Genomic DNA, 12,985 nt, shown 5'->3' with positions numbered 1-12,985 from the left:
CGGCCCCCGGCCTCGAACCGGACCAGATCCTTCGACGTGTCACCGAACAGGCTGGTAAAGGTGTTCGTGCGATTGCCCTGCACGTACCCCTTCTCCGAGGTAGGACGCACCGTGGTGTCAATGGCCTGCCACCGGCCCTGCGCGTCCTGGTAATGCACCGGCACCGACGAGATCTCCGCCTGCGTCCGACCATCCGACAACTGGAACGTCTTGGTGTTCGCCGTCCGCTCACCGGGCAACTCCCGCACCCGCTTCTGCGGCGGCCACTCCCTACCCTGCAGCGGCTTCTCGGCCCGGAACAGCCCGGCGCTGACCACCTCCGGCCGCGCCCGGCCGGAGCCACCGTCGACCAGCCCACGCGCGGCGTCGCCGAGCCGGGACAGCAGCCCACCCTCGTCGTCCTTGCCGCTGCCCGCAGCCTGGTCAGCACGGCCGGGATCACGGCCCGGTAAGGCCTCCATCCCGCCCAACGTGGCCACCAGGGCCACCACCAGCCCCCCGATCAGGAAGCCTCGTGATCGTCTCTTCACCATCACCCTCCGGTCCCTCAGAGACACGACGAGTGAAGGCTAAAGATGATCGATATACCGACCGATATAGGTGGACGACATTCCCCGCTTGACCTGCGCTTGCCCCCGGGAAACCGGATGGAAGGTTGTCACAGCACGGCGTTGACCGGCACCATCGCGACAAAAGAGGCAATCCCCTGCCAACCGAGGTCCCGCCAGGCGGACCGTGGCCGGGTCGATTCGCCGGCGCGCAGGACATGCGCCGGCGCGAGCGGCACGGCAGCCAGCTCGGCGAGGTATTCACGAACCAGCGCCGGCAGGTGGTAGCCAGCGGGGCCGTCCGGGTGCAGCAGGTGGGCGTCGACGAGGCTGTCCAGGGCCCGTCGGATTCGCTGGGTGCTGACCCCGAGCTGGGCGGCAGCTCGATCCGCCAGTTCTGGCGCATCGGGGTGGGCACCGAGCAGTTCCAGGAGCTGCCCGGCCATCTCGTCCTCGGCACGGACAGCGGCGACGGTGCTGGCCAGGCTGGCCCGCACCGACAGGTCCCCGTCAGCGAGCAGGTCCAGGCGGTGGCGGTCGTCGCCGAGCTGGGCGGCCAGAGTGGCGAGCGGCATGGTGGGCCAGCGCGCCAGGCGGGCTCCGGCGATCCGCAACGCCAGCACCGAGCCGGCGCACAGTCGGACCAACTCCGCGGTGGCCGCTCCATCGGCCGCCAACCGTTGCCGCCCCACAATGCCGGCCAGCAGGTCCCGTGCCTGCCCAGCACCCAGCGGCTGCAGCGCTACCCGCCGGATGCCGTCCAGGCTGCCGAGCTGCCGCGAACCGACGGCGATCAGGGCGGGCCCCGGACCGGCGGGAATCAGCGGTCGCACCTGGGCCGCCCTCGTGACGCCGTCAACGACCATCAGCATCCGGCGCCCGGCGACCAGGGAACGGAACCAGCCGGCCCGCTCGTCGCCGTCCTCGGGCACGTCGGCGGGGGCGACCCCCAATGCCCGCAGCACCCGGGCCAGTACCTCACCCGGAGTCACTCCGCTACGGTGGCCGAGGTCGACGAAGACCTGCCCGTCCGGGAAGTTGGCGGCCACCTGGTGCGCGGCGCGGATCGCCAGCGTGGTCTTGCCGCTACCCGCCGCGCCGGTGACGATCACCGCGGCCGGTGTCGGACCGCGCAGCGCCGCGACCACGTCGGCGGTCTCCCGGACCCGGGCGACGACGGTGACCAGGTCCGCCGGAAGCTCCCGCGGCACTGCCCAGCCGGCAGCGGACCGCGTCTCGACGGCCGGCATGACCAGGGGCCCAGAGGGTGCCGCCGGCGACAGCTCGGGCGCCCGATCGAGCATCGCTCGATGCAGGCTCGTCAGCGCCTCACCGGGCTCGATACCGAGCTGTTCGTTGAGGACGGCCCGCGCGTCCCGATAGACAACGAGCGCCGCCGGCACCTCGCCACAACGGTAGAGGGCGAGCATGAGCTGCCCCCAGGCCCGCTCCCGCAGCGGGTGCGCGGCGAGGTGACGACGCAGTTCGGCAAGCAGTAGCGCATGCTGGCCGGCGGCGAGTCGGGCCTCCGCCAACTCCTCGAACACCTGCAACCGCTGCTCGTCGAGGCTGGCCCAGCGGTTGTCCAACGCCGTGCCACGCGGCACCCCGTCACCGGCTGCGCCACGCCATTGCGCCAGTGCGCTGGCCAGCGTCCCGATGGCGCCGAGCGGGTCGGGCGTAGCCAGCATGCTGCGCCCCTCCCCCGCCAGCCGCTGGAACTCGGTCACATCCAGCTCATCCGCCGCCAGCCGCAGCTCATACGCATTTCGATGCGCGACGAGGCGGGCACCCAACATGCGCCGCAACACGGCGACGTGCGACCGGAGGTTAGCCACGGCGGAAGCCGGCGGGGCATCGGACCAGACCATGCCGGCCAGCCGGCTGAGCGCGACGGGCCGGTTCGCATCGAGGGCCAACCCGGCCAGAACCGCCCGTCGATTGGCCCCGCTAGGCGTGATGTCCTCGCCGTCCATGAGGACTTCCACCGGGCCTAGAAGCCGAATCCGTAGTTGCATGCCGCGCTCCCCCGTTGAACCCATGAGCGCGCTCAGGCTAGGGAAGCGATTCATCGGTCGGCAAGGCGCAAATCGGACAAGCCATCGTGACGAGCGTCAATATCTGCCGGCGGCGTGTCCGAGTAACACAAATGCCGACGAAAACGCCCAGTCCTTGATCCGTCACGAATGGCCACCGGGACCGGGGCTCGACCGAACGCGCCGCCGGCACCCTACACCGTGCCTGCCCCAACCGATCTGGCAGCGCTGCCCATCAACTGACAGCACGAAGGCAACCGCTGAGGCAAATCATCAGCCGCCGAGGCTCCCTCGTCTGTCGCTCGCATGACGGTCGCCATGGCCGGTTGCAGTGCTCGGGATCAGGGGTGTTCGCTCAGGACGGCGCAGTCGTGGTCGGTGGCGGCGAGCAGCGCGGTCGCTGTGTCGAGCTGGCCAGTCCTGCGACAGATGGCGGTGAGTGCCCTCCATTTGAGCGGATCAACCGTGAGCACCGCCGCAGCTGGATGGTTGACCAGGAGGTCCAGCCGGATGGGGTCAGCCCCTGATCTCGACGCCTCAGCCAGGCACATCACGGGTAGCCCGAAGAGGCCACCCTCGTCGGCAACCGCCGCGATCGCTTCGCCCACGACCATCGAGCCCTTGGCGAACGCGACTATCGCGGATGTGTCGAGGATGACCCGGATGGAGAGGTCGTTCAGCGGGTGGGTGCGGGCGGGCTGGTCCGGGCGCCTGGTTCGGGCGGATGCGTGGTGGCCGGGCCGCCGCTGCCCCGGGTAGCGCCACATGGGATAGGTGATGGTGCCGTCGGGCAGGTTGAATGGCTCGTGGGGAACGTAGCCGTGCCGGGCGTACAGGTCTCGCTCGGCGGTGGTTGTCGCCTCGGCGTATGTGGGGAGCAGGCCTTGGCCCATGCGGGCGTTGCTGGTGGCGAGCAGGGTGGCGGCGCGCCGGTTGCGGTGGGGAACGGGTGCCACGCTGAAGAACGCCAGGTGGTTGTGGGGATCGACAGGTCGGTGGGCGCGCAGGACGTCGTCGAGGTGCAGGAAGCGGTCCAGATAGTCGCCGCAGGCGACGGCGAGCCGCTCCCCGTAGCCATTCGGCGGTGGGACGGGACCGTACCGGTGCAGCCACACGGCGGCGGCGGAATGGTCCTTCAGGATGTAGGCCTCGCCGAAGAGCAGAGCGTGTTCGGCCCAGACCCGGATGACGGCGGCGAGCACGTCCCGCCGACGGCGCCCCTCGGGTACGAGCCATGCGCCGACGGCGCTCTCGGCGAAGGGGCCGGCGACAAGATCGACGATCTCGGGGATGTCTCCCCATCGGGCACGGCAAACGGGCAGGGTGTTGCTCACGGACCTCTCCTGTTTGGTGGGTGTGACTGGTCGGCGGACGACGGCCGGGGCGGCCGGGACGGCGCCGGCCAGGATCAGGGGTGGAGCAGCGCCTTCGGCCAGGGCACCGCGTCGCCATGCGGGCGGGTGTCGGGCCTCAGGCGGCAGCGGCGGTGGCGGCTCCTGCCAGCGGCGTGAGTGGTCATCGCGGCGCTCCTGCACGCGATGGGAACACCGGCGCCGGACCTGCCGGGGCAGGCCGCACCGTTCACACCAGCCGTGGCTGTTCCGCCTCTCGCCCAGGCGGCCGGGGCTCTCAGGCGGGTCTGGTGTCCGGTTGACTCGACCGGTACGCCAGCTTGTCGCACCGGGAGAGGCGACAGGCGACAAGTTGCAGGTCCGGCGACCAGCAACGAGGTGACGCGTCGGCAGGGACACCCGTCCCGGCAGCAGCGGAGCCGGTCCCGGCCGTGCTGACGGGGGCGGCAGGCGTCACTCCGGGGGTTCCCTCCGGGACGCCCGGCCAGGACACCTGAACCATCTCGCCATCGCCCGCTGGCACCTCATCCCGACTTGGCGGCTTGGCCGGAACCTCCGGTGACGGAGCTTCCGGGTGGGTCGCAACGACCGGCAGCACAGGGCGGGCGATCGTGGCGCGGGCGGTCGACGCCTGCCGGGCCGGTGTCGGCGCCCCGTCGGCCGGAGCGCCGGAAGAAGGCGGAGGCGCAGCGGGTGCGCCGAGGATCGGCTGGGTCAGCCCGAGCACCGGGGCCAGGGCGGGAGGCAGAACATCAACGATCGGCTCGGCTACCGGCCTGACGGCATCCCGGACCGGCTCCAGCAGCCGTGTGTCGGAGATCCCCGCGACCACCGGCGACGCCAGGTCCACGACCGGACGCGTCACCCCGATGACCGCCTCGACGCCCCTCTCCACGCCCGGCAGTGCCGCAGCATCCTCCGCTCGGTCGGGTTTGCCCGCAGGTACTCGTGCCGGTGTCACCACGGCTGTCAGCGGCTGGCCCAGGTTCGCAATCGTCACATCAGCGCTGGCGCGTGCCTGAGCCACGTCATCCGCAATCGCATCGTGAACAGCCCACACGCCGACCACGCCGCCGACCAGGAGTGCCCCGCGCAGCGTCCACCGAGCCAGTCGGCCGCGACACCACAACAACGGACACCTCCGAACGGAACGCCTCATCCTTGTGCCAAGGCCCTCAATTCTGCCCTTCATCGCCACATCAGCACGCGTCGACACACCGGTTAAATCGACGCCCATTGAAGTATGCGAAGGGAATTCGGCTCGCCCGACAGGCCGCTGCCGACGATGGCTCATTGCCCGGCCCGCACCCACCTGGCTCGATGCTCGGTCACAAACCAGCGCAGTGGGCTGGTCAACCTGGGCGGCTCCCTGGCATCCCGGGTCGACGCGCAGGTCGCTAGACTGAGCGCTCGCGCCCTCGTAGCTCAGGGGATAGAGCAACGGTTTCCTAAACCGTGTGTCGCAGGTTCGAATCCTGCCGGGGGCACCAGCATCGCCTTGGTCAACGATCGCCTTCTCCGCCGTCCGGCACGTCCGGGCCCGATCCAGGCTGCCCGGGCGGCACCTCCGTGTCGCGTCGGTGCCCGGAAAGGCCGCAGACCGCGCTCGACATCAATTCCGGTCTCACCGATGACCTCACCACCGTCGGATCCACACCGGCCCCAGCGATCGGATCGCGCAGGTCGACAAAAGGCACCGGACGGCGCTCCATCCTGGGCTACGCGAACACACCGGGTAGCGGCGAGCCCCGCAACACCGACTGGGGCTTGTGGCAACCTCTCTGTAGTTGCCAATTATTTGCAACAACTCGCTCACAGCTCTGGACAACCCGCCGCGCTGGTAACTAGCGTCGGCACTATGAGTCCTTACGAGTTTGACCCGCGCGCCTGGCAGGAGAGCTGGGACCGGCAGCAGGAGGCGTACCTGCCGGACCGGGAACACCGGATCACCGCGATGCTCGACGCGGTCGACGCCGTGGTGGACGGCGACCGCCCACGGCTGCTCGACCTGGCCGGCGGCACCGGCTCGATCAGTCTGCGGGCGCTGGCCCGCTTCCCCCGGGCCGAGGTCACCCTCGTCGACCTCGACCCCGTGCTGCTGGCCATCGCCGAGGCGTCCCTGGCCGGGCGGGCCACGGTCGTCACGGCCGACCTCAACACCCCCGACTGGGTGGCGGCCCTGCCGCACCGCGAGTTCGACGCGGTCCTCACGGCCACCGCCCTGCACTGGCTCGACGCCCCGCGCCTGGCCACCCTGTACGGCGAACTCCACGGGCTGCTCCGGCCCGGCGGCGTGTTCGTCAACGCCGACCACATGCCCGACGACGCCCTGCCGGCGCTCAGCACCCGCCTGGCCGCACGCGCCCACGCCCACCGCGAGGCGCGCCACGCGGCCGGGGCGGCCCTCTCCTGGTCGGCCTGGTGGGATCAGGTCGGTGCCGACCCCGGTCTCGCCCCGCTCGCCGAGAAGCGCCGGCAGATCTATCCGACCGGCCACAGTCCCGAGTGGACGCCGCCGGCCGCCTGGCACCTCGACGCCCTCCGGGCCGCGGGGTTCACCGAGGCCGGCGTGCACTGGCGCAACGGCGCCGACGCCGCCGTCGCGGCCCTCCGGTGAGCGGCGGCGACGGACCGCACGGAGAGCCGGATCAGGGGCGGTAGCGGTAGCCCATGCCCGGCTCCGTGATCAGGTGCCGAGGCCGGGCCGGGTCGTCCTCCAGCTTGCGGCGCAGCTGTGCCATGAACTGCCGCAGGTAGTTGGTCTCATGGTGGTACTCCGGGCCCCAGACGTCGTGCAGCAGCTGCCGCTGGCTGATCAGCTTGCCCGGGTTGCGGAGCAGCTTCTCCAGCATGGCCCACTGGGTGGGGGTGAGCTTGACCTCGGCGCCGTCGTCGCGGGTGACCGTCCGGTCGGCCAGGTCGACGGTGTGCCGGCCGATCCGGAGAGCGGGGGCGGCCGGGGTGGCGCCGCCGAGCCGGCGGGTGACGGCCCGGATGCGGGCGAGCAGCTCGTCCACGCCGAACGGCTTGGTGACGTAGTCGTCCGCGCCGGCGTCGAGGGCGGAGACCTTGTCCTCGCTGCCGGCCCGGCCGGAGAGCACGATGATCGGCACGGCGGTCCAGCCGCGCAGGCCGCGGATCACGTCGACGCCGTCCAGATCGGGCAGCCCGAGGTCGAGCACCACCAGGTCCGGCGGGTGGCTGGCGGCGGCCTTGAGCGCGGCGGCGCCGGTCTCGGCCACCTGGACGTCGTAGCCGCGGGCGCGCAGGTTGATCCGCAGGGCGCGCAGGATCTGCGGTTCGTCGTCCACGACCAGGATGCGGGTCACCGGACCCCCCTCTCCTCGGCGGCGGGCAGCCGCAGCACCATGGTCAGCCCCCCACCCGGGGTGGTCTCGGGGGTGATGCTGCCACCCATCGCCTCGGCGAGTCCGCGGGACAGTGCGAGCCCGAGGCCCACCCCGGTCTGGTTGTCCCGGTCGCCGAGGCGCTGGAACGGCAGGAAGACGTGCTCCCACTGGTCCTCGGGGATGCCCGGGCCGGTGTCGATGACCCGCAGCTCCACCTGCCCGGCGTGGAAGCTGGCGGTGATGGTGGGCGGCTGCCCGGGCGGGCTGTGCCGCAGGGCGTTGGCCACGATGTTGACCAGCACCCGTTCCAGCAGGCCCGGGTCGGCGCTCGCCGCCGGCAGGTCGGCGGGGATGTCGGTGGTGACGTCGGCAGCCGCCGGTCCGAGTTCGTCCAGGGCCCGGGGTACGACGTCCTCCAGCCCGACCGCGGTGGCGGTCACGCCGAGTACGCCGGCCTGGAGCCGGCTCATGTCGAGCAGGTTCGCCACCAACCGGCCGAGCCGGTCCAGGGACTCGTCGGCGGTGGCCAGCAGCTCCTCCCGGTCGTCCGCGCCGAACTCCACGTCGTGACTGCGCAGGCTGCTCACCGCCGCCTTCGCCGAGGCCAGCGGCGTACGCAGGTCGTGGCTGACCGCGGCGAGCAGCGCCGTGCGCATCCGGTCGGCCTCGGCGAGCGGCCGGGCGGTGGCGGCCTCCTCGGCGAGGCGTTCCTGGCGCAGCGCGACGGCGGCCTGGGCGGCGAACGCCTCGACCACCCGCCGGTCGGCGGCCTCCAGCCGCCGACCGGCGAGGACCACGGTGAGCCGCTCGTCCACCGGCACGGCGGTCTCCCCGGCGCCCGGGCTGCCCGGCGGCCGGTCGCCGACGGCGGCCACCACCCGCCAGGCCGCCTCCTCCTGGGCCCGGCCGGGACGTCCCTCGGCCTCGGCCACCAGTTCCAGCACGCTCACCGCGCGCAGCGCGAAGGTCTCCCGCAGCCGGTCCAGGAGCGCCCGCAGCGGCCGCTCGCCGCGCAGCACCCCGCCGGCGACGGTGGCCAGGGTCTGCGCGTCGGCGGAGGCCCGCGCCGCCTCCCGGGTACGCCGGGCGGCCACGTCGACCACCCAGCTCACCGCGACCGCGACGCCGACGAAGACACCGAGCGCGAGGAGATTGTCCGCCTCGGCGATCGTCAGCGTGTAGAAGGGCGGGGTGAAGAACCAGTTCAGCAGCAGGGACCCACCCAGCGCGGCGACCAGCGCCGGCCACAGTCCACCCACCAGCGCAACGCCGACCACGCCGGCGAGGAAGAGCAGGATGTCGTTGGTCAGCATGAGGTCGGGCAGCACCCACAACAGCCCGGTCAGGGCGGGCATGCCGAGCACGGCGAGCGCGAACCCCAGCAGCCGGCGCCGCCGGGACAGCGCGGCGGGCACCGCGGCACCGCGCCGCCCCCGCCCGGCCTCGGCGTGCGTGACCAGGTGTACGTCGATCGCCCCGGACAGCGCGGTGGTGGTGACGCCGACCCCCCGGGACAGCAGCTGGGCGAAGCGGCCCCGCCGGCTGGCGCCCAGCACGAGCTGGGTGGCGTTGACGCCACGGGCGAAGTCCAGCAGCGCCGCCGGGATGTCGGTGCCGAGCACCTGGTGGTACGTCCCGCCCAGGCTCTCCACCAGCACCCGCTGCCGGGCCAGCTGGGCCGGGTCCGCGCCGGCCAGGCCATCGCTGCGGGCCACATGCACGGCGAGCAGGTCGGCGCCCTTGCTGCGGGCGGCGATCCGGGCCGCGCGGCGGATCAGCGTCTCCCCCTCGGGGCCGCCGGTGAGCGCCACCACCACCCGCTCCCGGGCCTCCCAGGTGGCCGAGATGCCCTGCTGGGCGCGGTACGCGTCGAGCTGCTCGTCGACCTTGTCGGCGAGCCAGAGCAGCGCCAGTTCGCGCAGCGCGGTCAGGTTGCCGACCCGGAAGTAGTTGCCCAGCGCAGCGTCGATCTTGTCGGGGCGGTAGATGTTGCCGTGGGCCATCCGGCGACGCAGCGCCTCCGGGGTCATGTCGACCAGCTCGACCTGCTCGGCGGCCCGCACCACCTGGTCCGGCAGCGTCTCCCGCTGGGTGACACCGGTGATCTGCGCGACCACGTCGTTGAGCGACTCGAGGTGCTGGATGTTGACGGTCGACAGCACGCTGATCCCGGCGTCGAGCAGCTCCTGGACGTCCTGCCAGCGCTTCTCGTGCCGGGAGCCGGGCACGTTGGTGTGCGCAAGCTCGTCGACCACGGCGACCTCGGGCCGGCGGGCCAGCACCGCGTCGAGGTCCATCTCGGTGAACTCGACACCCCGGTAGGTCACCGTGTGTCGGGGCACCACCTCGAGGTCCCCGATCATCGCCGCGGTGTGCGGCCGGCCGTGGGCCTCGACCAGGCCGATCACCACGTCGGTGCCCCGCTCGGCCCGCCGCTGGGCCTCCTCCAGCATCGCGTACGTCTTGCCGACGCCGGGGGCGGCCCCGAGGTAGATGCGGAGCTCTCCCCTTGCCACGGAAACGATCCTCCCTGATTGCTGGAAGGCGGCGCCCCTCCTTGGCGCCTGGCGCGGCGAAGGGGGTCCTTCTTGACCTGTCAGCGGGCGGGGAACTCTCGGTCGAGCGCGAGGTTGAGCTCGAGCACGTTGACCGCGGGTTCGCCCATGAAGCCGAGCCCCCGGCCGGTGGTGTGCGCAGACACCAGGCGGCGGACCGCGGCCGGGTCCGCGTCCCGCTCGCGCGCCACGCGGGCCACCTGGATCTCCGCGTACGCCGGGCTGATGTGCGGGTCGAGGCCACTGGCGCTGGCGGTGACCGCGTCGGCCGGCACCGCCGGCTCGGCGGGAGCGTCACCCCGGATCGGGGTGACCACCCCGCCCTCGGCGACGTAGTCGTGGCCGGGCTGGGCCAGCTCCACCGGCACGCCCTGGTAGCTAGCGAGGAAAGGGGTGGCCGGGGCGACCTGGTTGACGCTGACCACTCGGGTGATCCGGCCGGTCAGCCCGTCGGTGCGGAACACGGCCAGCACCGCGCCCACTCCGTCCGGGGTGCAGTAGGGCCGCCGCCCGTCGACGCCGTCGAACTCGCCGATGGCCCTGCTCCGGGCGCAGACCTGGGTGAGCAGGCTCTGCTTCGAGTCGTCGGGTGTGCCGGCGATGGTGTCGACCACGCTCTCCGGGCCCAGGTTGCTGGCAGCGGTGGCGGTGGGATCGTAGCCGGCCGCCGACGGCCGGGACTGGAAGTAGCGCGGGACGGGGTTGCCGTCCCCGTCGGTGAACGACTGCCCGATGAGCGAGCTGCCCACGGTCGTGCCGTTCACGCTCACCAGCGAGCCGTCGGCCTTGCCGTCGAGTCCGGGGATCCGGCCGACGGCGACCATGGCCAGCGGGTACGCGAGGCCGAGCAGGACGGTGAACACGAGCAGCGCGCGCAGCGCGGCCAGGTGTTGAGCGAGCCAGGTAGGGAGGCGCATCACGAGATCCCCGGGACGAACTGGATGAGCAGGTCGATGAGCTTGATGCCGAGGAACGGCACGAGGATGCCGCCCAGGCCGTACACCAGCAGGTTGCGGCTCAGCAGCTTCGGCGCGCTGGCCGGCCGGTAGCGCACGCCGCGCAGGGCCAGCGGGATCAGCGCGACGATGACGATCGCGTTGAAGATGACCGCGGACAGGATCGCCGACTCCGGGCTGGCCAGCCGCATGATGTTCAGCGCGGCGAGGCTCGGGTAGATGCCGGCGAAGATGGCCGGGATGATCGCGAAGTATTTCGCCACGTCGTTGGCGAGGCTGAAGGTGGTCAGTGACCCTCGGGTGATCAGCAGCTGCTTGCCGATCTCCACGATCTCGATCAGCTTGGTCGGGTCGGAGTCGAGGTCGACCATGTTGCCGGCCTCCTTGGCGGCCGACGTGCCGGTGTTCATGGCCACGCCGACGTCGGCCTGGGCGAGGGCGGGCGCGTCGTTGGTGCCGTCGCCGGTCATCGCGACCAGCCGGCCGCCCTCCTGCTCCTTCTTGATCAGGGCGAGCTTGTCCTCCGGGGTGGCCTCCGCGAGAAAGTCGTCCACCCCGGCCTCGTCGGCGATGGCCTTGGCGGTACGCGGGTTGTCGCCGGTGATCATGACGGTGCGGATGCCCATCCGGCGCATCTCGTCGAAGCGCTCGCGCATCCCCGTTTTGACGATGTCCTTCAGGTGGATGACGCCGAGCGCCCGGGCCGGTTCGCCCTCGACGTGCTCGGCGACGACGAGCGGCGTGCCACCGATCCCGCTGATCTCGTCGACGAGTTGCCCCACCTGCTCGGTCGGGTGGCCGCCGTTCTCCCGGACCCACTTCATCACGGCTGCGGCGGCGCCCTTGCGGATCCGCCGGGCCGACGCGCTGGCACCGCCGTCGGCGGTGCTGTCGGGGGTAAGGTCGACGCCGCTCATCCGGGTCTGCGCCGTGAACGGCACGAAGGTGGCGTGCGGCATCAGCCCCGGCTCACGCTCACGCAGCCCGAACTCGTTCTTCGCGAGCACCACGATCGAGCGGCCCTCGGGCGTCTCGTCGGCGAGGCTGGACAGCTGCGCCGCGTCGGCAACCTCGCCCACAGTCACGCCCGTGACCGGGAGGAACTCGTCCGCCTGCCGGTTGCCCAGGGTGATGGTGCCGGTCTTGTCGAGCAGCAGGGTGTTCACGTCGCCGGCCGCCTCGACGGCCCGGCCGCTCATGGCCAGGACGTTGCGCTGGATCAGGCGGTCCATGCCGGCGATGCCGATGGCCGAGAGCAGCGCCCCGATGGTGGTCGGGATCAGGCAGACCAGCAGGGACACCAGGACCACCCCGGTGACCCCGGCGTCGGTGATCGCACCGGTGTCGGGGGCGGCCGCCTGGAAGCCCTTGGCGAAGATCGCCAGCGGCTGGAGGGTCACCACCGCCAGCAGGAAGATGATCGTGAGCGCGGCGAGCAGGATGTTCAGCGCGATCTCGTTCGGTGTCTTCTGCCGGTTGGCACCCTCGACCAGGGCGATCATCCGGTCGATGAAGCTCTCGCCCGGCTTTTGGGTGATCTTGACGACGATCCGGTCGGAGAGCACCCTGGTGCCGCCGGTGACCGCGCTGCGGTCGCCGCCGGACTCGCGGATGACGGGCGCCGACTCGCCGGTGATGGCGGACTCGTCGACGCTGGCGATGCCCTCGACCACGTCGCCGTCGCCCGGGATGATCTGGCCCGCCTCGACCAGGACGATGTCGCCCTGCTTCAACTCCGGCGCGGGCACCGCCTCGTCCCGGTACCGGTTGGCCGGGGCGCCCGGGGTCCAGCCGATCAGCCGGGTGGCCATGGTGTCCTTCTTCGCCTGCCGCAGCGTCGCGGCCTGGGCCTTGCCGCGGCCCTCGGCCACCGCCTCGGCCAGGTTGGCGAAGATCACGGTGAGCCAGAGCCAGGCGGTGATGGCCCAGGCGAACACCGATGGGTCGGCGACGGCCAGCACGGTGGTGAAGACCGCGCCGATCTCGACGATCAGCATCACCGGGTTGCGCCACAGGGTGCGCGGGTCCAGCTTGCGCAGCGCGTCCGGCAGGGACCGGATCAGCTGCTTCGGGTCCAGCAGGCCCCCGCCGACCCGGTTGCCCTGGGTGGCCGGGGTGCCGGCGACCGGCTGCTCGCCGGCGCCGTGTGTCACGGGCGTGACGGACATGTCCTCGTTCCTCATGATGG

8 protein-coding genes and 1 tRNA gene are annotated in these 12,985 nt (G+C 72.0%); 2 read left to right on the top strand and 7 right to left on the bottom strand.

Annotated elements, in window-relative coordinates:
• The 3 genes from ACFYML_RS11910 to ACFYML_RS11900 form a co-directional block, all read right to left on the bottom strand.
• A partial coding sequence (locus ACFYML_RS11910; RefSeq protein WP_387420561.1) for a hypothetical protein occupies window positions 1–530 on the bottom strand: 530 nt, incomplete at its 3' end.
• A gap of 128 nt (window positions 531–658) precedes the next feature.
• Window positions 659–2,278, bottom strand: a complete 1,620-nt coding sequence (locus tag ACFYML_RS11905; RefSeq protein ID WP_387420560.1) for a BTAD domain-containing putative transcriptional regulator — start codon at window positions 2,276–2,278, stop codon at window positions 659–661.
• 647 nt (window positions 2,279–2,925) lie between these two features.
• On the bottom strand, window positions 2,926–3,918 hold the full coding sequence (locus ACFYML_RS11900; protein WP_387420559.1) for a hypothetical protein: 993 nt from the start codon (window positions 3,916–3,918) through the stop codon (window positions 2,926–2,928).
• 1,432 nt (window positions 3,919–5,350) lie between these two features.
• Here ACFYML_RS11900 and ACFYML_RS11895 point away from each other — a divergent pair.
• Together ACFYML_RS11895 and ACFYML_RS11890 are read left to right on the top strand one after the other, a co-directional pair.
• Window positions 5,351–5,426 (top strand) — tRNA-Arg (locus ACFYML_RS11895).
• A 368-nt stretch (window positions 5,427–5,794) separates the two neighbouring features.
• Complete coding sequence (locus ACFYML_RS11890) at window positions 5,795–6,553, top strand: class I SAM-dependent methyltransferase (RefSeq protein ID WP_387420558.1); 759 nt, start codon at window positions 5,795–5,797, stop codon at window positions 6,551–6,553.
• A gap of 31 nt (window positions 6,554–6,584) precedes the next feature.
• Here ACFYML_RS11890 and ACFYML_RS11885 read toward each other — a convergent pair whose 3' ends face one another.
• From ACFYML_RS11885 to kdpB, 4 genes are all read right to left on the bottom strand, one after another.
• Window positions 6,585–7,265 carry a response regulator gene (locus ACFYML_RS11885; RefSeq protein ID WP_387420557.1) on the bottom strand — a complete coding sequence of 227 codons (681 nt, stop codon included), beginning with the start codon at window positions 7,263–7,265 and terminating at the stop codon, window positions 6,585–6,587.
• On the bottom strand, window positions 7,262–9,802 hold the full coding sequence (locus tag ACFYML_RS11880) for a DUF4118 domain-containing protein (RefSeq protein ID WP_387420556.1): 2,541 nt from the start codon (window positions 9,800–9,802) through the stop codon (window positions 7,262–7,264). Before ACFYML_RS11880 ends, ACFYML_RS11885 begins: the two co-directional genes overlap by 4 nt.
• An 80-nt stretch (window positions 9,803–9,882) precedes the next feature.
• Entirely contained in the window at window positions 9,883–10,758 is an 876-nt protein-coding gene (locus tag ACFYML_RS11875) for a potassium-transporting ATPase subunit C (protein WP_387420555.1), read from the bottom strand.
• The gene (kdpB, locus tag ACFYML_RS11870; protein ID WP_387420554.1) at window positions 10,758–12,965 is read right to left on the bottom strand and encodes a potassium-transporting ATPase subunit KdpB; all 2,208 of its coding nucleotides are present in this window, start codon (window positions 12,963–12,965) and stop codon (window positions 10,758–10,760) included. The genes ACFYML_RS11875 and kdpB overlap by 1 nt, the downstream gene beginning before the upstream one ends.
• Window positions 12,966–12,985 lie beyond the last annotated feature (20 nt).

Origin of the sequence: Micromonospora sp. NPDC007230 (genome assembly GCF_042869115.1) — a bacterium.
In the GTDB taxonomy this organism is placed as follows: Bacteria; Actinomycetota; Actinomycetes; order Mycobacteriales; family Micromonosporaceae; genus Micromonospora.
Note: the sequence above shows the minus strand (reverse complement) of the source record. Positions and strands in the feature narration are given on the sequence as shown.